The organism is Bacillus sp. FSL K6-2841, from assembly GCF_037976435.1.
Classification (GTDB): Bacteria; Bacillota; Bacilli; order Bacillales; family Bacillaceae; genus Bacillus; species Bacillus pumilus.
In genome coordinates, this window is record NZ_CP150266.1 from 1,721,147 (window position 1) to 1,740,122 (window position 18,976).

At 38.4% G+C, this 18,976-nt stretch carries 21 protein-coding genes and 1 pseudogene; 16 read left to right on the forward strand and 6 right to left on the reverse strand.

The window, feature by feature from the left end; translation table 11 throughout:
* Positions 1 to 250: 250 nt before the first annotated feature.
* From MHH68_RS08520 to MHH68_RS08535, 4 genes and pseudogenes are all read left to right on the forward strand, one after another.
* Positions 251 to 2,128 carry an LXG domain-containing protein gene (locus MHH68_RS08520; RefSeq protein ID WP_339165736.1) on the forward strand — a complete coding sequence of 626 codons (1,878 nt, stop codon included), beginning with the start codon at positions 251 to 253 and terminating at the stop codon, positions 2,126 to 2,128.
* Positions 2,129 to 2,140: 12 nt separating this feature from the next.
* Positions 2,141 to 2,515 carry an immunity 22 family protein gene (locus MHH68_RS08525; RefSeq protein ID WP_061407899.1) on the forward strand — a complete coding sequence of 125 codons (375 nt, stop codon included), beginning with the start codon at positions 2,141 to 2,143 and terminating at the stop codon, positions 2,513 to 2,515.
* Between the two features lie 323 nt (positions 2,516 to 2,838).
* A pseudogene (locus MHH68_RS08530) lies at positions 2,839 to 3,237 on the forward strand (DNA/RNA non-specific endonuclease); the annotation flags it as partial.
* The gene (locus tag MHH68_RS08535) at positions 3,237 to 3,710 is read left to right on the forward strand and encodes an antitoxin YezG family protein (RefSeq protein ID WP_339165737.1); all 474 of its coding nucleotides are present in this window, start codon (positions 3,237 to 3,239) and stop codon (positions 3,708 to 3,710) included. The pseudogene MHH68_RS08530 and the gene MHH68_RS08535, both read left to right, overlap by 1 nt.
* 269 nt (positions 3,711 to 3,979) lie before the next feature.
* On the opposite strand, the gene MHH68_RS08540 is transcribed toward MHH68_RS08535, so the two are convergent.
* Positions 3,980 to 4,441, reverse strand: coding sequence for a macro domain-containing protein (locus tag MHH68_RS08540; protein ID WP_061407906.1), 462 nt, complete (start codon positions 4,439 to 4,441; stop codon positions 3,980 to 3,982).
* 202 nt (positions 4,442 to 4,643) lie between these two features.
* Here MHH68_RS08540 and MHH68_RS08545 point away from each other — a divergent pair, with 202 nt between their 5' ends.
* On the forward strand, positions 4,644 to 5,186 hold the full coding sequence (locus MHH68_RS08545; RefSeq protein WP_061407909.1) for a GNAT family N-acetyltransferase: 543 nt from the start codon (positions 4,644 to 4,646) through the stop codon (positions 5,184 to 5,186).
* Positions 5,187 to 5,326: 140 nt separating this feature from the next.
* Positions 5,327 to 5,908: an undecaprenyl-diphosphatase gene (locus MHH68_RS08550; RefSeq protein WP_058015689.1), complete on the forward strand. Its 582-nt coding sequence runs from the start codon at positions 5,327 to 5,329 to the stop codon at positions 5,906 to 5,908.
* A 52-nt stretch (positions 5,909 to 5,960) separates the two neighbouring features.
* Here MHH68_RS08550 and MHH68_RS08555 read toward each other — a convergent pair whose 3' ends face one another.
* Both MHH68_RS08555 and MHH68_RS08560 read right to left on the reverse strand, forming a co-directional pair.
* Positions 5,961 to 6,332 carry an iron chaperone gene (locus MHH68_RS08555; RefSeq protein ID WP_058015688.1) on the reverse strand — a complete coding sequence of 124 codons (372 nt, stop codon included), beginning with the start codon at positions 6,330 to 6,332 and terminating at the stop codon, positions 5,961 to 5,963.
* A 412-nt stretch (positions 6,333 to 6,744) separates the two neighbouring features.
* Positions 6,745 to 6,990 carry a hypothetical protein gene (locus MHH68_RS08560; RefSeq protein ID WP_034660753.1) on the reverse strand — a complete coding sequence of 82 codons (246 nt, stop codon included), beginning with the start codon at positions 6,988 to 6,990 and terminating at the stop codon, positions 6,745 to 6,747.
* 620 nt (positions 6,991 to 7,610) lie between these two features.
* Between MHH68_RS08560 and MHH68_RS08565 the strand changes: the two genes are divergently transcribed.
* The 4 genes from MHH68_RS08565 (at position 7,611) to MHH68_RS08580 (ending at position 10,011) form a co-directional block, all read left to right on the forward strand.
* On the forward strand, positions 7,611 to 7,739 hold the full coding sequence (locus tag MHH68_RS08565) for a hypothetical protein (RefSeq protein ID WP_244270790.1): 129 nt from the start codon (positions 7,611 to 7,613) through the stop codon (positions 7,737 to 7,739).
* Entirely contained in the window at positions 7,740 to 8,003 is a 264-nt protein-coding gene (locus MHH68_RS08570; protein ID WP_235567101.1) for a hypothetical protein, read from the forward strand.
* 212 nt (positions 8,004 to 8,215) lie between these two features.
* Positions 8,216 to 9,328: a tetratricopeptide repeat protein gene (locus MHH68_RS08575; protein ID WP_058015687.1), complete on the forward strand. Its 1,113-nt coding sequence runs from the start codon at positions 8,216 to 8,218 to the stop codon at positions 9,326 to 9,328.
* 443 nt (positions 9,329 to 9,771) lie between these two features.
* On the forward strand, positions 9,772 to 10,011 hold the full coding sequence (locus MHH68_RS08580; RefSeq protein WP_234034881.1) for a hypothetical protein: 240 nt from the start codon (positions 9,772 to 9,774) through the stop codon (positions 10,009 to 10,011).
* Positions 10,012 to 10,052: 41 nt separating this feature from the next.
* On the opposite strand, the gene MHH68_RS08585 is transcribed toward MHH68_RS08580, so the two are convergent.
* A complete protein-coding gene (locus tag MHH68_RS08585; protein ID WP_058015685.1) occupies positions 10,053 to 10,748 on the reverse strand; it encodes a YoaK family protein in 696 nt (231 codons plus the stop codon).
* 34 nt (positions 10,749 to 10,782) lie between these two features.
* Entirely contained in the window at positions 10,783 to 12,648 is a 1,866-nt protein-coding gene (locus MHH68_RS08590) for a DNA ligase D (RefSeq protein WP_061407912.1), read from the reverse strand.
* 116 nt (positions 12,649 to 12,764) lie between these two features.
* Between MHH68_RS08590 and MHH68_RS08595 the strand changes: the two genes are divergently transcribed.
* Entirely contained in the window at positions 12,765 to 13,613 is an 849-nt protein-coding gene (locus MHH68_RS08595; RefSeq protein ID WP_061407914.1) for a Ku protein, read from the forward strand.
* 23 nt (positions 13,614 to 13,636) lie between these two features.
* On the opposite strand, the gene MHH68_RS08600 is transcribed toward MHH68_RS08595, so the two are convergent.
* Positions 13,637 to 14,080 (reverse strand): DUF2188 domain-containing protein, encoded by a 444-nt coding sequence (locus MHH68_RS08600; protein WP_339165738.1) that lies wholly within the window; start codon positions 14,078 to 14,080, stop codon positions 13,637 to 13,639.
* A 160-nt stretch (positions 14,081 to 14,240) separates the two neighbouring features.
* On the opposite strand from MHH68_RS08600, the gene MHH68_RS08605 reads away from it, so the two are divergent.
* The 5 genes from MHH68_RS08605 to MHH68_RS08625 all read left to right on the forward strand — a co-directional run bounded on the left by MHH68_RS08605 (position 14,241) and on the right by MHH68_RS08625 (position 18,957).
* On the forward strand, positions 14,241 to 14,714 hold the full coding sequence (locus MHH68_RS08605) for a VOC family protein (protein WP_058015681.1): 474 nt from the start codon (positions 14,241 to 14,243) through the stop codon (positions 14,712 to 14,714).
* Positions 14,715 to 14,762: 48 nt separating this feature from the next.
* Positions 14,763 to 15,176, forward strand: a complete 414-nt coding sequence (locus MHH68_RS08610; RefSeq protein ID WP_061407918.1) for an Rrf2 family transcriptional regulator — start codon at positions 14,763 to 14,765, stop codon at positions 15,174 to 15,176.
* 101 nt (positions 15,177 to 15,277) lie between these two features.
* Positions 15,278 to 16,129 (forward strand): SDR family oxidoreductase, encoded by an 852-nt coding sequence (locus MHH68_RS08615; protein ID WP_339165739.1) that lies wholly within the window; start codon positions 15,278 to 15,280, stop codon positions 16,127 to 16,129.
* A 274-nt stretch (positions 16,130 to 16,403) separates the two neighbouring features.
* Positions 16,404 to 17,999 carry a M48 family metallopeptidase gene (locus MHH68_RS08620; protein ID WP_339165740.1) on the forward strand — a complete coding sequence of 532 codons (1,596 nt, stop codon included), beginning with the start codon at positions 16,404 to 16,406 and terminating at the stop codon, positions 17,997 to 17,999.
* A gap of 241 nt (positions 18,000 to 18,240) precedes the next feature.
* Positions 18,241 to 18,957 carry a (Fe-S)-binding protein gene (locus tag MHH68_RS08625; RefSeq protein ID WP_061410237.1) on the forward strand — a complete coding sequence of 239 codons (717 nt, stop codon included), beginning with the start codon at positions 18,241 to 18,243 and terminating at the stop codon, positions 18,955 to 18,957.
* Positions 18,958 to 18,976 lie beyond the last annotated feature (19 nt).

Here is an 18,976-nt window from a genome sequence, read left to right on the forward strand (position 1 = left end):
TCAATTAAATTATTAGAACAATTGCTGTAGTGAGTTGTTACGTAATCAATAAATCAATAGCTGTGGTAGCCTTAGGTACACTTTTCTTTACAAATGGTTTCATTCAACCTCAACATGATGATGTCCAAACCGTCGCATCAAGAGGGAGCTCTGGAGGATAATTGGTTAAAAAACGATAAAGTGGATTAAAGTGTCAGACTCCTTGTGGTATTCTAGTAAAAGAATACGCCATAAAAGGAGTCTTTTTTATATGAAAATATTAGATGCTCCATCTTTACTGTCAGCTGTCGAACAAAGGTCAAAAGTCTATCAGGAGCTTCGAGACGAAATGCAGCATGTGAAAAAATCATTAAAAAGTGTATCGGGATTAGGTGATGAATTTACTGGAAAAGGTGCAGACAATATCAAAGCCTTTTATGAGGATCTTGCGCTTTACACAGATACTTATCTTGACTTTATTGATATGCAAAAAGCATTTTTAGATGGGATAAAAGGAAAGCTTGATGATGAATCGTTAGGCGGAAGTACATTTATTGATGAGCACTTTTTAGATGCTCAATTGAAACAAGGCATTCAAAACAATAAAGATATGGTCAAGGAACAAAAAGAAGCCCTATCCACTATTTTTGATGACATCAGTGATCTCATAGAACTGAATGCATTTTCAAGTAAAGAGGTCAATGAACATTTAGATGATGCGAATAAAAAAAGAAAAGAGGCAATTGATGCTGTACATAAATTAGATCATGCCCTAAAAACAGAGTACGAAAAATCAGAAGCGATTGAAAAACACCTCGCAACCTTTTATGCAAAAATGATGGTTGCTACAGGAAAAGGGAAAAATGCGCAGCCCATGTATTATGATGCAAAAGCATTTCACGAGACAGATGTGTACAAGAATCATGATAAAATTGATGCACAGGTGAAAGCTTACTTAAAAGTGAAAAAAGAAGAAAAAGAGAAACGAAGAATCAAAGAATTGAAGGAAAAGCTCAATGATCCTTCGTGTATATCAGTAGAGAAATACTTTGAGATTGTAGACGAAATTGGATATGAAAATCTTTCTTACGATCAAAAATTGTATTACAGCCAGCTTCTCCAGATCAAAGCGCAGGAAGAAGCATCAGAGGTATTCGTTGACAGTGTAAAAGGTGCTGCAGTTGGTCTATATGATGTGGCAAAAGATACAGTGGTTGGCATCTATGATCTTGTAACAGACACTGGGGGTGTCGTTGAATCGGTCGTAACAGCTGTTTCACACCCAATTGAAACATCGAAAGCGATTGGAAAAGCCATTTCAGACTCATTCGAAAAAGAAGTCATAGATGGTGATGCGTATTCACGGTCACACTGGTTCGCCTATGCGACGGGTTCACTAGCAGAAATTGTCTTTGGTTCTAAAGGAACAGGAGCCATCACAAAAACGGGGACAACGGCGGCGAAAACTACAGTGAAGAAAGGGCTTGAACAAGGAGCAAAATCAATCGATAACGTCACCATTCCAAATCTATTGCCATATTCACCAAAGTTTCAACTAGCAGGTGGAGGGAAACTGCCTTATAATGTGTTTGATGGTGAGAATATCAAAAATAAGCTTCTCTCCATGGCGAAGCGACTAGACAATTCAGAAGGTAATGGAGGTCATTTGACCTCATCTAATAAAGGATATAAGGGTATAGACAATGCTAATGATATAACCAAATTAACTGTCGATGATATACCAACTGCAAAAAGTGGTAACTTTAATAAATTTTTCAATTCCCTTACAAGTAAAGAACTAGACGAACTTTGGAAAGATAAAAGAATTAGAAAGAAAATTGAACGTCAGCTTAGAGAACCTGGAGGTTTACATGAGTGGCACTTAGTTTCAAGAGCGCCGCAATTTAAGCATTGGAATATTAGTGCTGAAGAGATTAAAGATTTACGAACAGCAATAACTGATGTTAAATTCGTCAATCCAAACGGTGTTCATGGTGGATTAGGCTCAACTAAGGCACATAATGAATTGTTAGCAATAATAGATACTTCTAGCGACTATGATACATTTGTAAGACGACTTAATAATTGGGCTAATTATAGACTAGAGGGTGGGGTTTCATCTTTACCGGAAGGTCTTAAATTAAAGTAGGAGGATATTAAAATGGAAAAAAAAGGATGGGTTTCTATTTGGCTAGGTACTATTAAAGAAGGGGACTCTATAGAAGAGTATGTAGATTTAAAGTATGATGAGGATGGCGAGTCTGTACCTTCCAAATTTTTCATTGATTTTAATATTGATATGGATGAAACAGATGAGGATACAATAGAAAAAGCAGTCTATAAGAATAGTAGTAGTGATATTTCATCATTATTAGATGGGTGTTCGTATGAAGAGATTGTCATCCCAAAAATCCAGAAAAGTATAAACCTAAAGAAATCATATAACGCAGTAATTTTAATATATAATTTTGAATATAACAATGAAATTAGTTCAACTGGTGCTTTTGATTTTATTGCTACTACAAATTATGAATAAGAGAACCCTTAAAGGTTCTGATTAGCAAGACTACGGGCAAAGAGATTGATATAATGTAATTTATGTGAAACCTTGATTGGCAAAGTGCCTTTCAAGGTTTTTTTATTGAAGAGATACCTAGTGACGAATGAACTATTTATTACTTACAGAATAGAGATAATCTTTGCAATCCCAATCTGATGTTTTAACAAAATATTTATTACGTACAACACCTTTAAATTGTATGCCATATTTAATGAATTTCTTAAAAATTGTCATATACTACCATTTTCGTTCCCGAATATTTTACCATCCCTTTCTCCCTGCCTTTTAAATTTTTCTCAACTTTTACGAACGATCACTATGGACGGATTGCTAAAATCGAAGCAAGTGATTTAAAATACGGAGAGATCAAAAGAAACCAGTACGCTCAGTTAAATTCAGGAAATCCGGACCGATTACTAGATGATGACGGAGGTCATTTAATCGCGACTATTTTTTAAGGTTCCGGGGATATTGATAATCTAGTTCCGATGAATGGAAATTTAAATAAAGGTGAATGGAAAAAGCTTGAGAATGCATGGGCTGATGCTCTTCAAAATGGTGATCAGGTTAAAGTAAAGATAACACCTAACTATAAAGCTGATTCTCTACGTCCAGAAACTTTTGATATTAAGTATAAAATTGGTGAGGATGAATGGGAAATCAGACGATTCGATAATGTGTATGGAGGGAAAAAATAATGAATGAAGAAGAACTAGAATATGTATACAAACAGATAGTTGATATTGTAGTTAAGACAATACCTGTCAATTGGATAAAGGTGTATTTATATGGTGAGGTAGTTGAAGGTTCACAGACTGCTTACTTTTATTTTTTACCTGAGGAAAATGATGATCAGCCGATATATAGTCATGAGATCACTGAATTGTTTGAAGTGAGTGAACATGAATACAGAGAAAGATGGCATCAATTAGTTGACTGTATCCAAGAACTTAGGAGAGCGTTTGAACAAAGTGGTCAAGAGCCTTGGACAAATTTCACACTGATATTTAATGAAACCGGACATTTCAATATAGAATTTAATTATGATGATCTTTCGAATACAAACCCTCATGAAAGAAAAACCATTTGGAAATATAATCATCTAGGTATTATACCTAAAAGTAATTCTGGTAAAAAACATTTAGAAAAATACCTTTCTACATTGGAGTAACTTTTGAATTTTTAAGATGTTATAAAATTTCACTTTGATAGATTATAGAAAAAAAACTAGAGAACTATTGAGAGCACTATTCCATGCGGAAATGGTGCTCTAATAACTCCTTTTATTCAATAGCAAAAAAGACACACGTTACGACAAAATAAAAATATTGATTGTGATTGGAATCAATTGTTATTGATTAGCATGTCAAAGGAACCGATCAACGAAAGCAAAAAGATCGAAAAACAAATTTCCCTTCTAATTACATTTTTCATTTCCCTCTATCTAAACCGATAAACCGTCACTTCACAATCACCTAGTACCTCTTCAATCATCTCTTCAACAATCATCCAATCGCCGCCAGCCAATCCGCAGCCGATTCCATATGGAATGGCGATGGACGTTTGGTTTTTCTCCTCAGGTGATTGTGTCACTGTATCCTTTAAGTGTTGAAAGCAGCTGCGTAAGGCATCGTAGTCTGTTTGCTGTCTTGTTCTTCCGTATCTAGCTTGGGCAAATAAGTTGGCAATTGTTTTTCCGTCTTTTGTTGGGATGAGTTGAACGGAGCTTAACAAGTCATCTCCTTGTTCTGTACATAATTGTTTATAATCTTTGTACACATTCGGATATTTGCTTTTGATCTGTTTCGCTAATCCAGCGCCCATGACTCCTTTACAGTTCACCTGGTGACAGATGATGTCTTCGCTTGCCTCTAAAATGTTGCCATCCACCGTTTTGATCATATGATGTAACCCCTTTTTGATAAAATGCAAACCTATGTTCTATTATAACAGTTGTGATCATGATATTTAAGAGCCAAAATGCTTTTGATGGGTTTATTTAAAGACACTTCAACATGATCTGATTGTCAAAGTTGATACATGTCATCTAGAATATGGAGAGACTGCAAACGCGAAATCAAGCAGAAACAGTGAGGGGTACAATATGAATCTATTAGAAACGAACCGGTTAATGATTAGACCGTTTTGCGATGAAGATGCGGCAGGAATGCTAGAGTACTTGGCTCATCCAAGAGTCAATTGTTTTCTTGATGATCGAATCTCTACATTGGAGGAAGCGGCTGCTAAGGTGCAAAAGAGAAAAGAAGATTACTCATATGTAGCAGTTTGTTTGAAAGAGAGCCAACAGATTATCGGTGAGTTGTTTCAATTAAAAGAGGAGCCTGATACGTATTCAATCGGCTGGAATTTCAATAAAGCATTTGAAGGAAAGGGATATGCACGAGAGAGTGCTGAGGCATTTTTGTCCTATTTATTTGTAGAAAAGGCAGCAAGGCGGCTTTATGCCTATGTAGAAGATGATAATGTCCGTTCACAGGCATTATGTGAGCGACTAGGCATGCGGAGAGAAGGGCTTTTTCTTGAGTTTATTTCATTTACTACATATGAGGATGGCACCCCTAAATATGAAAACACGTACCAATATGCTTTACTAAAAAAGGAATGGGAGCAGCATCACTCTCTATAGAGCAGTAAGTGAATGATCTTCAGTGACAGCAAAGTGACAAACATGTCATATGATTCCATGGTTTGTTCGTTCAATCGATGGAGGAGTCATCTTATTTCATTTATCCTTGTCATAAATCGAGGAAAAAGGGATGAAATGAGATGCAGGGATATAATGAAGATTTATTTAGGTGGGTGAATCAGCTCAGTATCGATCATGGTTATTTGAATCCGATATTCATTGGACTAGCTGAATATACTGTGCTGTTAGCAGCACTCACGTGTCTGTTCATATGGTTTCAAAATCGAAGTAGAACCAATAGGGGCATGGTTGTATCTGCTGGACTTACTTTCATATTGGCAGAGTTAATGGGAAAAATTGCAGGTATTTTTTATTCCAACCAGCAGCCCTTTGCCGAAATGAGTCATGTCAATCTTTTGATTCAAAAGGAAGTGAATAACTCTTTTCCGAGTGATCATACCATCTTTATTTTTTCTGTTTGTCTGATCTTTTGGCTTTTTCACAAACGCCATGTTTATTGGCTGTTCATAGCGTGCGCCGTTGGTTTTTCAAGAATTTGGGTAGGTGTCCATTATCCATTTGATGTCTTAGCAGGTGCTGTCATAGCGAGTTTAACAGCGGTCGCTGTTGTCTATTTGCCCATATGCCAAAGGAGCGTGAATGCCATTTTGGCATGTTATGAGTGGCTTGAACAGAACGTTGTAAGGAAAAGAACAAAATAACATGTTGCAGCAAAATGCCCCGATCTGTTTATGGCTCAGATCGGGGTGCTTTTTATTTTCGCCAAAACGTTGAACAATCCGCTTTGTCTTCGATATTAAATTCAATGATTTTCTTTAGGAGAGGATAATCAACTGGCAAGCTTTCCTTCATGCGAAACATCTTTTTTCCATGATCGTAACCCGCTTGTACAATGTCAGCTGAAAAGTGATCAATTCCTTTACCTTCTGGTGCGACAGAAATGTGATGTTTTGCCACGCTAAACCCAATAATAAATGTGCCATGGTCTGTGAACATCGGCTGATTCCAAGCAATTCTTGGCTCTAATTGAGGGAATGTGTCTAAAATCCATTGTAAAATGTCTTGCGTGCGCTGCTTCAGCTCTGGGTTACCAATGTTGCTTACATACTCTTCAAACACATGCATGATATTTTATCCTCCCATTCCATCTACCTCATAAGCCTCACGTCTCAGCTCGTGTGCTTTTCGGTGCTTCTGAAACCCTTGCCTTGCGACCCGCCAGCTACAATTTGTTTTACGGCGCTCTTCCCTTCTAGAGCTACTGAGGCGCGGAAGTTATCGTTCATATGATATATAGTAAAATGCTAATAGGGTTATTGTAAAGAAAAATCTAAAGGAAGAGATGATCCTCAAAATAACCATTAAAAGATAAATAATGAATTCAGTAAGAGTGAATGATTGCATACATGTTTAAAAAAGACTTACCTAAACCTAGCTTACCCTCTCAATGAGGTTTTATATAAAGCTCCAGTTTAGAAGAATTTTTTACTTTATAGTAAAAAACGACCCCAAAATTGGAAGTCGTTTTGTGAATGTTTTATTTTGAAACAAAGCATTTTCCGTTAGATAATACTTCGCATTTCACAAGGAAATAACTGTTGCTACTTGTCCAAACTTGAGTGTAACTGACCCCATTTTGTTTAATTAATACATAGTCCCACTGATCAGGGTAAGCATCTCTGACCCACTCTAACGGAGCAGCACTTGCAGTATTCATAGAAAATAACATTGTGGCTGAAAAGGCGATAGATAATACAGCTTTTTTTAATGTTGATTTTTTCAAACAAAACAACTCCTTAATACGAATTAACCTATTAGTTGTAAATAGGTTAATTCAATAGTATCAAAGAGAAAGAGTAGTTTGTGTCGAAATTTGTAAAAATACCTTAAATTTACCTATTTTTATAAGGTGATTATTTTCATCATTTATGAATAACCTGTTAACTCCTTTATAGGCGTCTTGATTTGGCGTTGTTTTTCGCGGAACATGACGGAAAACAGATTTTAATATCGTATAATGCAATAGGCTGTTAACAATTTCTAAATGTGACTTTTCGTTCAGTACATTTTGTGATTAGTTCCATGGTGTCTCTTCCAGCTCCTGCTCTTAGACGAATCGCACAAAATAGTCATAGGCTCATATGATAAAAGACCATATGGTTTGTATACAGCATTGAATTGGGCTGATGGAAAGTGACAAACCTGTTGATGAGTAAACTGAAAGAGATCAATATTCACACAAAAAATGAAGGCTTTACTTACAAATGTCCAATAAGATCTCCTTTATTTGCTCATCATGGAAGATGGGGAACCTTTCTACTCATGGGTGTTCTTTGATAGAAGTGTCCAACAGGAATAACCGATCCTGCACAATTGTAACCGCTAACTCAATGTACGCCTCCAGTGCTTGGTGTCTTAGGCGGGACAGCGGTTTCTTTGCCTAATAATCAGAGCTTAGATGGTTTTACGGCAAGTGGTGGAAATACGATTTTTACAGTGCCAGTATCGGGTTGCTATTTCATCGCATATTAAGTGAACACAAACGCAGCGCTGCTTGCTGGAACAAGGCTGATTAACAGTGGACTTGCCATTGCTGGTTCTATATTAACATCCACTTTATCAGCATTTACCTGCAATGTATCACTCATTACAACACTTGCAGCGGGTAACCAAATTTTCGGTATAGTCGCAACAGTGGTGTTACTTGGGGAGGGTCTGTTGGAGCGGCACTTACCTTCATCCGATTGGAATAAAGACAAAAAGCCCCAAAAAGGGCTTTTTTTATTTCATCACTAGATGACTCGTTATTTTAAAATCGAAAAAAGGCGGAATTTTTACGCAAACTTCATTGACTAGAAGAAAGAAACGCATTTTCAAAGGAAACGGTTATTGAAGATTGAAGTGATTCATATTAAAATGATCTCAAATGGACTAATTAGCAATTGCTAATAGAAGTTCCATATTTAGAGAAATCATGTGTTGCAGCTGAAGGTGATTGGGGGTGTAGAATGAGCAAGATTCCTGTTGCGGAATTGGCATCATTATTAAATGACTGGAACATGGAAATTAAAAAGGATCATGCAGATGAGGCAGAACGGCTATTTGCTAAAGCGAAACAAGCAGTAGAGGAAATTGATGATGCGGACATCCTTATGTACTATTCTCTTCTTGAGAAGAGACATCACATTCTCATGTACAATTTAAGAGGTCAAAAGGGCAGTGTTTCAACCAAAAGTATAGAAGGTCTTCACGGGAAAAAAGAGGAGGACTTATCTAATCGACTTGCCTATTATTTTGATTTTTATGAGGGGGTGTATGAGCAGCATCAAGGGAATTACGAGGTTGCATTGCAAATGTATCAAAGTGCTGAAAAGCTCTTAGATAAAATTCCAAGTGAGATCGAACGTGCTGATTTTGATTTTAAGGTGGCCTGGCTTTACTACCGGCTTAGTCATATCATGCTCTCATTAAGCTATATCCGCAGAGCTCTTCACGTTTATAAACGGCACAAGCACTATGAAAGAAGAACCGCACTTTCGTATTCTCTCATAGCGGCGAATCAAACTGAGATCGGCCGGTATGAAGAAGCGCTTGAAAATTACCGTCTGGCGGAAGAGGTTTTGACAAAAGAGCAGGATGATTTTATGCTGGCTCAGCTTCATCACAATGTGGCCATTTTATATTCATTTTGGAATAAACCGAAAGAATCAGTACATCATCTTGAAAAAGCATTGTCCCATCAAGAATATTACGAGTCGGATTTCTTTTTCCATTCTACGTATCTGATGAGCCGGGAACTCTGTGTGATTGGTGAAAAGCAGCGTGCAAGCCAATATATAGAGGCTGCGTATGCGCGAATAAAAGATGCTTCTCATGAAGTGTTTCAGCTGAAAATAGGCATCGTCCATGACCTTTATTTAACGAATGCACCACAAAGATTTCAGCAAATTGATGAGAAATTAAGAAAGTTAGAAGAGAAGAATGAATATCATGAAGTAAAAGAGCTTTCACATTTTGCGGCTAAGTATTGTGAAAAGCAAACACTTTATGAGCAGTCTGTTTTTTACTTCAATAAAAGTTTAGAAGCGGATTTACATATGAAAAGAATGGGGTTGATTTAAGATGAAAACAGGATTAAAAGTATTATTCGTTGTGGGTTTAGCGGTTGCTGCGGCAGTTTTAACTGAAAACGTAGCGGGTTCTTTCGAAGTAGCAGAAAAAATCATTGGTGGTTAATTCACCATTTATCTCTTGCCCTTGTTGATGATCGTCAGCAAGGGTTTTTTGTATGTGATTAATAGGCTCTTCTTATTAAACGTTACAAGAACGTTTAATAAGAAGAATTCGCAACAAAGGGGGTGTGCAAATTTTTTACCTGCTCCATTATTCTAAATAATCATAGGGCAGAGCAACAAGTTAAAAAGGTCACCTTTCTTTGCTTAATTTAATTTTTTGCAGGACTTTTCATTCAAATTTTATCAAATTGGTCTATTGTACATAGAATTTGTTACAAAAGAGGGAACACCCCTCCATTTGTCACGCATATGATGAGATGAGGTGTAACTTGAAGGCAGGTGATTGTATGTATCCACGGGTATATGGAGGTTTTCATGGAGGCGGTTTTAGCGGAGGAGCAGTGGGACCACATATTGGCTTTGGCGGGTATTATGTGAGCCCTGGCGTGTTCTCTGGTTTAGGAGGTTATCCTGGATATGGTGGATTCGGGACATTTTCTGGATATTCTCCATATGGCTCCACGTTCATTATGGGGCGTCCTCCTGGTTTTTATGTAAGAAGTTATTAGTGTTTTATCACAGTGATTGAAATAGCCATTCTAGAGAATGGCTATTTCAATTGGTGAAAGTGCTTAATTGCAGCAGTTATCACAATGACTCCAAGGATAGAGATAGGTAGCCAAATGATGATAAACGGATCGTATGCATCTGTGTATGCCGCTAAAGCAGCACCTAGGCAGTAAAAAACAATAGAGCCTATTCGCATGAAACTGACATGCTGAATGGGAGCTTTTCTTTTTTCCTGATGTGAAATGCGCTGAGCCAAATCCTCAAATAGGTTAGCGAGTGTACTCGTTAGAACCGTTGTGGAAATACCAGCCACATTTAATTTGCGGGCGGCCGCTGTTTGCAGGCCCATGGCCATACTTAAAAGGATAATCAGCATAAAATAAGCACCTTGTGTATAAGGGAAAATGGTCATAAGAGCAAATAGAAGCAGTATGAGGACTTCTATGATAAAGATACGTGTAACGGCTTTTGGCCAAAACGTTTTCTCATGTTTTCCGCCTATCACAACAGCTAGTAAAACCCCTAAAACAAATCCACTCAGTGCAGTGATGGAATGAAGGGCTGTAAGCTGCAAGGAGCTTCCTGCTGCAATGCCAAGCAGCACAATATTACCTGTCATATTGGCTGTAAACACATGCCCTAAGCTCAAATAGCCAATCACATCCACAATACCTGCTGCAAGGCACAAGAAAATAAGTGCTATATTTCGAAATGAATGTGCGGTCAAAATGGTCATCCCTTTCTTGCTCTCTAATGAATAAGTGTAACGCTTAATGACCGCGTATGTCCATCTTATGTGCCGGGATAATGTCCTCAAGCCGGTGCAAAACTTGTCTGAAAGTGTCATCATTTACAAGGTGTCTCATGCGGCGGAATGGATCGCCTTTTTCCTTTAGACGCTCTATCACAGCTGGCATGGTAAACAAAGAAGGGTGAAGTCCATCTTGATGGAGTTCGTCCCATTCAAGCGGTGTCGCTACAAGCCCAAGCTCATTTCCTCTTGGTGAATAGGGCGCAATGATTGTTTTTCCAGCATCGTGCTGAATATAGTCTAAATACAAGCGATTGCCGCGTTTTTTCTTAAGACGTTCCAGAGTAAATAGCTCAGGTGCTTGTTCACATAAAAATTGGCATATAAACGCGGTAAATGTTCTCGTTTCTTCGTATGTGAAGGCATTTTTCTTTAATGGAATATAAACTTGCAGTCCTTTACCACCGCTTGTTTTAATAAAGGCTGTAAGAAAGAGACCGTCTAAAAGCGTTTTGATTCGCTTAGCAGCTTCTATGGCTAGATGAAACTCGTTAACAGATGGCGGGTCTAAATCAAAGACGATTTCGATCGGCCGATTTGTATCTCTTGTTTCAAAAGGAATATGAAATTCCATTGCAAGCTGGTTACCGAGCCAAAGAAGCGTCTGAGGGTCATTACAGACAGTGTATGAAATATCATCAGCTTGATCGGTCAACACATAATCTGGCGCATAATCAGGTGTCGATTTTTGATAAAAAAATTCATCCCCGGCGCCATGAGGAAACCGAATTAAAGTCAGCCGTCTTTCACGTAAAAAGGGCAAGAGGTAGGGAGCGGCTTGTCTTAAATAAAGCAAGTAATCTGCCTTGTTCAGATGAAGAGACGGCACAATCGATTTTTCAGGATGAGTGACGTCAATCACAGCAGGGAGCGGATACAGCTGTTTGAGCATTTGCTGAAACGTACACGCCGCTGGGTCAGTATCAAGTAAAAAGGAAGAAAAACGCGGCTCTCTTAAGGCGGACCCATCAAAGGAGATACAAGCAATGCTCGCGACGATAGAAGGTGGGATTTCATATCCTGATGTCCCTATTTGATTGCCTTTTGTTTGAAAAAGCATACGCAGCGTTTGTTCTTCTTCTTTAGAAAATCCATGCTTGAATTGGACAACCTCGGTGAGATGATGATCTTGATAAATACAGCCTTGGAAGTAGCCATTTTCTTTATCAAAACGAGTCACAATGACAGAGATATATCGCCAGTTTTTGACTTTCAGCCATTCTTTTGACCGTGTATTCTCGTGCCATTTACTCGTCCCTTTTTTCGCAACGAGTCCTTCTGCTAAATACGTCGTCATCAGCTTTTTCATATGTTCAGGATTTGTGTCTGTATGAATGAGTTGAAGAAGGGAAGGGTGCTCAAGCTGAACAGATGGCGGAAGTTTTGCTGCTTTGAAAACTTGCTGTACCTGTTTTTTCCTTTCCATCAACGGCAAATCAATTAGAGATTGCCCTTTGCATCTTAATAGATCAAATACGGTCAAATGACATGGAAACCGCTCAGCCTGTTGCTTAATCGCCTCTTTGTTTTTTAATCTGCCTCTTTGCTGAACCCTCGCAAAATCGCTTTGCTGTTCATCCAGTAAAAAGACCAATTCTCCATCAAACGTCAGAGGTAAAAAAGGAGCAAACTGATCCCTTAATTGTTCGCACTGTTCAATCATTTCAGGAAACTGTTCGTTTAATCGTTTTCCGGCTCTGCTTTCTAAATGAATCTTGTTTTGCTCCCACGTCAGAATGACTCGAAAGCCGTCATATTTTAATTCATACACCCAGTCTGCACCGGTAGGAACATCATGTGCAGCCGTTAATCGCATAGGTTTCATTTGTGCATGTCACTTCCTCATATGATGTGTTCTTAGAGTGGGATGAAATTTTCATTCACATACATAAGTCTAACGAAAACATTGCATAGTAAAGAGAAAAGAACGGAGGCGACGCGATGCATACAGTTTGGAAAGGCGGCATTAGCTTTGGACTAGTCAATATTCCAGTGAAGCTGTTTACTGCTACAGAGAACAAAGATATTAAGTTAAGACAGCTGCATAAAGAGTGTCACACACCCATTAACTATAAAAAGGTTTGTGCCAACTGCGGGGAAGAGGTGGCACCAGAACAAATTGTAAAAGCGTACGAGTATGCAAAAAATAAATTCATTGAGTTAGACGAGGAAGAGCTTGAAAAACTGCGAAAAGAAAATGAAGAAAAAGCCGTTGAAATTATTGATTTTGTGAAGATAGAAGAGATTGATCCAATCTATTATGAAAGAAGTTACTTTTTATCACCAGATACCGGCGGAGCGAAGGCTTACTCATTATTAAGAAAAGCTTTAGAGGAATCGGGGAAAATTGGTGTGGCAAAGATTATGATCCGCTCAAAGGAACAATTAGCGATCGTTAGGTGCTATGAACATATTTTGCTGATGGAAACTATTCATTTTCCTGATGAAATTAGACAGGTATCAGATGTACCAAATATCCCGCAAGAGGAAAACATTGTGAAAAAAGAGTTAGATACAGCGCTTCTTTTAATCGAACAATTAACCACAACTTTTGATCCAGCTGCCTATCAGGATGAATACAGAGAACAGCTGATGAATTTAATCGGAGATAAAATATCTTTAGAACATACCGTTCAGCCAGAAACGACAGGCAAAAAAGATCCTGCATCCAATGTAACTGATTTAATGGCAGCGCTACAGGCTTCAATCGACCGATCAAAACCAGCCAAAGCGAAAAAAGCAGCACCTAAAAAAAGAAAAGCACCAGCGAAAAAAGAAAAGAATGCATAAAAATAGACCGCTCCTGGGCGGTCTTATTGCGGTTTTAACACGTCCTGAATGTTCCCATCTTTTCTATGGATAACAACTGAAGTCCCTTTATTAGAGGCAATCTCCTTAGCCCGGTCAATTGCTTCTTGTTTCGTTTGTTTGACCTCACTTGCTCGTTTTGCTTTCTCTGTTTGAATCGCCCAGCCATCTTCATGTTTGACGACATGCTGGGCATGATCCATAAGCTCTGGTCTTGCGGAGCTGCTGTCTTTAGATGGCGTGATAGAACCACGGGCTGAGAAATTCTCGATCTCTTTTTCCGTTGCGTTCTTTTTCCATTCTTTCGCTTGACTGATCGCAATTGGGATGGCTCTACTTTCGTCATAGCCTTCCTGTATCATTTTGTTCGCAATCTCAAGCGCTTTTTTTCGAATAATGTGATCTAACGATTGAAATGAAGCCGGATAATCATTCATCGTCCAAGGCATTTAAAACGCTCCTTTCTTTTATTTGAACACCTTCCCCCATCTGCAATGGATCAAACATATCATTCTGCTCAAACTAATGAAGGGGATAAAATACATCGTTTTGCTGAGGTGTCATTTCATTAAATCCCGCAGAATAGAAAGTAGAAAAGGAGTGGTTTTGATGATGATAAAAGGTTTGTATGAAGCTCATTTACCTGTGAATGATTTGAAGGCGTCTATTGCGTTTTATGAAAAATTGGAATTGACACTTGCTCACCAAAATGAACGAGTTGCTTTTTTATGGATTGAGAAAGGAAAGAGCTGGCTTGGTTTGTGGAAAGTAGATATCAATGACTTCCCATACCATCCCTCGACTCGGCACGTTGCCTTTCAAATTACAACGTCCAGTATTGAACAGATCAAGGCTTGGCTGGTTGAAAAGGGCATCGGCATTCACCCAATGTTTGGCTTTTCAGAAGAGAGGCAGCCTTTAGTTCTGGATAATCCACCGCAATTTCATGCAGCGATCTATTTTCTTGACCCAGATGGAAATCTGCTTGAATGCATTGCGCCGCTTGAGCTTGATACAGAAGAAGACTACGATAGCATGACTTATGAGGACTGGGATCGAAAGAAAAATCCATTTATTGATTGACAAAACCACTCATTGTAACTATATTGATTACAACGGTGGTGAAAGATTGTGAAGCAAATTAGCAGCAGGTATCCGATTGCTGTTCATATTGTGTCATTTATTGCAGGTGTTCCAAAAGAGTGTACAGGTGATTTTATTGCAGAGAGCGTGAATTCAAATCCAGCCATTGTTCGAAAAATGATGGCAATGCTCAAACGGGCGGATCTTATTGAGATCCGCCGCGGAGTAGGCGGTGCTTATTTAAAAAGACCGGCAGAGGAAATCACGCTATTAGATGTGTACCGCGCTGTCGATGTAAGCGAGGATGAAGAATTATTTAACTTTCATCAGCCCGTCATCGCATGCCCGATTGGTCAAGCGATGGATACGAGATTGCGGCATGAACTAAAAGAAGCACAAGCTGCACTTGAGAATCACCTAAAGCAAGTGACAATTCAGCAATTATTGACAGAGGCGGAATAAAAAAGCTCATACATTGTAGCTTTTTTTACACCTTTGTTGTAACCATTTTGATTATAACGTATGCACATCACCGTTGAACGAAAAATGAGGAGGTCAAACAAATGAAATTATTAGTAACAGGCGCAACGGGACAGCTTGGATCGCTCGTCGTCCAGCATTTACTTAAAAAGGTACCAGCTGAACAAATTGCGGTGAGTGTTCGAGATCCGCAAAAGGCAGCACATTTGAAGGAAGCTGGGGTGGATGTACGCCACGGAGACTTTACTCAGCCAGACACTCTTAAGGCAGCCTTTCAAGGCATTGACCGCCTTTTGATCATTTCAACTGCGGATGGAGACCGCGTGCAGCAGCATACGGCTGCCATCCAAGCGGCGAAAGCAGCTGGTGTATCTTTTATTGCTTATACAAGCGTTGTGAATGCAAGAGAGAGTCAGCTTGTCCTTGCACACGACCATGCAAAAACTGAAGAAGCCATTGTCGCCTCTGGTATTCCTCATGTGTTTTTAAGAAACAACTGGTATGTAGAAAATGAAAAAGATACGATACTAGCAGCCGTTAGCGGCGCACCATTTTTAAGTCCAATTGGTGATGGCAAGGTTGGCTGGGCAACAAGAAATGACTACGCAGAAGCGGCCGCAAATGCGTTAACACTTTCTGAACATAGCAAAGAGAAATATGAACTGTCAGGACCTCTTCGGACGCATACTGAACTTGCGCGCATTGTCAGTGAAGTGAGCGGAAAAGAGATCAATGTGGAGCAAATTACTGTCGACACATTTGGAGAATTTTTAGCTTCTAATGGGGTACCAAAAGAAGCTGTGCCATTTGTGAAAGCCATTCAAAGCGGGATTCGCGATGGTGCCTTAGCCATTGAAAGCCATGATTTCGAAACCTTATTAGGCCGGCCGTTAACGCCTATCGACGAAAAAATTCGTGAAATGATTTCAAAATAAATTTTCTCAAACGTCCTATCAAAAGGGCGTTTTTTCATTCAAGCTACACGAGCACTTCATTGAAATTGCAGGAAGTTGGGACTAAAATGGAATTTAGGCTTATTAGTTGTTTATTATTCCTTTTTAATTGAGAAGGTGTACCCTAGCATAGGGAAGCTAATAATAAGGGTTAGATTTTCAATTAGTTCTTCTGAATAATGGACTTATATAATGGTTATTACTCTTTCTTAACATATGCAACCTTTTTAAACCTACATAAGCAGGATGTGACGAAATGTTACGAAAAGCCTCACTTTCTTATTTAATTGCAAGCATTATTACAATAATAGTCATTTTGATTGAAGTTGGTATCCGATCAGCAGTTGTTTCTCCACTTGTTCTACTTGATTCGAACAAAGATAAAAATCCAAAATTATTAATCTCCCATTCTCTTTATCAGGGTGATTTTTTATTAACCTATCAAGATGATGACTCCAAAGATCGTTCAGAAGCAGCCTTTCAATTGGGGGGAAAGCAAATAAATTTCACGGAGATTCCATCTAGGAATAGAGTTAGCACGATTAAAACTGACAAATTAATGAAAGATAAGGCAACGGTTTTTCTAAGAAGAGGTTTTGAACTTATTCATGATGATACAATCAAGATAGAACAGGTATCTCAGAATCCTTTTTTCTCTAAATACAATTTAACGAATCTAATAGAGACTACTAAGGTCAAAACAGGTTTTAAGCATAATACCACATTGATTATAATAATTACTTTAATGGGGATACTTATTCCAGCTCTGTTATTTTTATTTTTTAATCTCCATGAATCTATGAAAAACTTATTCACATTATTTATTCCCTTTGTTCTAGCCATTTTTCTTCCCTTGGGATTAAATTATTTTTTCTTAATGGGATATGTGCTATCAATAACAAGCTCTTATGTCTTAAGTATTATTTTCTCTATAATTGTACCTAGTTTTCTGTCAGTCATATTGACAGCTTATTCATTTGAGTATACTACAAAAGATACGCCTGAAGATTTAGAAGAAAAAGAAGGCGCGTCAGGAAATTCGTTCTTAATGAATGTTAGGGAGCAAGTCGTTTTGTTTGGTGCTGCCACATTATCTTTGCTATATTTCGGATCATATTTATTACTTCCTTTGTCATTTCAAGCGAAGATCATGGATAACCTTTTTCTATTTTGTGGCTGGTACTTCGCCCTAATCATATTATTTATTTTTGGTTACTCAATCATTCAAAAAATAATAAACAAATATGAACTTTTAAATACGAAAGCATTCATGAATATTCGCAAGGATATTGAGAATAAGACAAACCAAAAGGTAAATATTTGGGTGAAAAAAGACTCTCAACAGGATGTGAATGCCTGGATATATTCTTTTAAACTTCCATTTAAAAGAAGAGTCGATGTGTATGTGACGGAAGGGTTGTTAGATAAGTTTGAAAAAGATGAAATTCGTGCCATCTTATACCATGAAATGGGACATGCGAAGTTAAAACACGCACATTATACCATGTACCTAACTTTGATCGTAACATTACTTATGGGCATCAGTATGTATTATGCCAGACATGTTATGCTTGCCAACGGATGGTGGCAATATGTTCTTATTTTCCCAGTAGGAGTCATTCTCATGATCTTCATTACGGAATGGTTGCCAAAGAAAATCAGCCGGTTATTTGAGATTCAAGCTGATAACTTTGCTGTTTTCCACCTTGGGAATAAAACACTGTATCTCAATACTTTGATTAAATTAAGCAGCCATATTGAAGAAGAAGATGGAGATTATGGAAAAAAGTCTGAATGGCGTGAAAGTCATCCCTCTTTCGAGAAAAGAATTGAGAACATAAAGAAAAGTTAGGTCATCTCACTCCTATCGACGAAAAAATTTGTGAAATCATTTCAAAATAAACATATGAAAAACGTCCTTTCAAAAGGGCGTTTTTTTCATTCAAGCTACACGAGCCATATGTACAAATTTAGACAAATCACTTCGTTGAAATTTCAGAAATTTGGGATTAAAATGAAAATATAGCCTGTTATTTCGTCATCAGATGACCAAATTGATGAATCAAATTGCAGCAAAGAAGGGAAGTTCGCCGATGAAAGTCCATTTATTCGTTACCTGTTTAATTGACACCATGCAGCCAAATGTAGGGAAGGCCACAGTGGAAGTATTAGAAAGGCTCGGTGTAGAAGTGGAATTTCCAGAGGCACAAGTGTGCTGCGGGCAGCCAGCCTTTAACAGCGGCTATTCAAAAGAAACCATTAAAGCAGCAAAAAACATGATCAAAGCCTTTGAATCAGCTGAATATGTCGTGACGCCGTCAGGCTCTTGTAAGGCGATGTTTTTAGAATATCCTCAACTTTTAAAAGAAGATCCAGTGTGGTCAGCAAAAGCTGAAGCACTTGCTGAGAAAACATATGAATTAACCGAGTTTATTGTTGATATATTACACGTCACAGATGTAGGGGCAAGCCTGAAAGGAAACGCAGCCTATCACACATCCTGTCATATGACGAGACTGCTGCGAATTAAGGAAGCCCCTTTCACTCTATTGTCAAATGTCAAGGATTTGACGATGACACCATTGCCACGCGCAGAAAATTGCTGCGGATTTGGAGGAACCTTTTCAGTAAAAATGACACCTATATCTGAGCAAATGGTCGATGAAAAAGTCCAAAGCATAGAGGAGACAGGCGCTGAATATATCATTGGTGCTGACTGCGGCTGCCTTCTCAATATTGGCGGGAGACTGAATCGTCTTGATAAACCCATTCAAGTGATGCATATCGCAGAGGTATTAAATAGCCGCTGACTTTAAGAGGGGGAACGGC

Bases quoted from the DNA above. Each gene is read 5' to 3' on its own strand.
- MHH68_RS08520 (WP_339165736.1), top strand. From the start codon at position 251: ATGAAAATATTAGATGCTCCATCTTTACTGTCAGCTGTCGAACAAAGG.
- MHH68_RS08535 (WP_339165737.1), top strand. From the start codon at position 3,237: ATGAATGAAGAAGAACTAGAATATGTATACAAACAGATAGTTGATATT.
- MHH68_RS08595 (WP_061407914.1), top strand. From the start codon at position 12,765: ATGCATACAGTTTGGAAAGGCGGCATTAGCTTTGGACTAGTCAATATT.
- MHH68_RS08540 (WP_061407906.1), bottom strand. From the start codon at position 4,441: ATGATCAAAACGGTGGATGGCAACATTTTAGAGGCAAGCGAAGACATC.
- MHH68_RS08615 (WP_339165739.1), top strand. From the start codon at position 15,278: ATGAAATTATTAGTAACAGGCGCAACGGGACAGCTTGGATCGCTCGTC.
- MHH68_RS08545 (WP_061407909.1), top strand. From the start codon at position 4,644: ATGAATCTATTAGAAACGAACCGGTTAATGATTAGACCGTTTTGCGAT.
- MHH68_RS08605 (WP_058015681.1), top strand. From the start codon at position 14,241: ATGATGATAAAAGGTTTGTATGAAGCTCATTTACCTGTGAATGATTTG.
- MHH68_RS08590 (WP_061407912.1), bottom strand. From the start codon at position 12,648: ATGAAACCTATGCGATTAACGGCTGCACATGATGTTCCTACCGGTGCA.
- MHH68_RS08625 (WP_061410237.1), top strand. From the start codon at position 18,241: ATGAAAGTCCATTTATTCGTTACCTGTTTAATTGACACCATGCAGCCA.
- MHH68_RS08555 (WP_058015688.1), bottom strand. From the start codon at position 6,332: ATGCATGTGTTTGAAGAGTATGTAAGCAACATTGGTAACCCAGAGCTG.
- MHH68_RS08575 (WP_058015687.1), top strand. From the start codon at position 8,216: ATGAGCAAGATTCCTGTTGCGGAATTGGCATCATTATTAAATGACTGG.
- MHH68_RS08600 (WP_339165738.1), bottom strand. From the start codon at position 14,080: ATGCCTTGGACGATGAATGATTATCCGGCTTCATTTCAATCGTTAGAT.
- MHH68_RS08620 (WP_339165740.1), top strand. From the start codon at position 16,404: ATGTTACGAAAAGCCTCACTTTCTTATTTAATTGCAAGCATTATTACA.
- MHH68_RS08525 (WP_061407899.1), top strand. From the start codon at position 2,141: ATGGAAAAAAAAGGATGGGTTTCTATTTGGCTAGGTACTATTAAAGAA.
- MHH68_RS08585 (WP_058015685.1), bottom strand. From the start codon at position 10,748: ATGACCATTTTGACCGCACATTCATTTCGAAATATAGCACTTATTTTC.
- MHH68_RS08550 (WP_058015689.1), top strand. From the start codon at position 5,327: ATGCAGGGATATAATGAAGATTTATTTAGGTGGGTGAATCAGCTCAGT.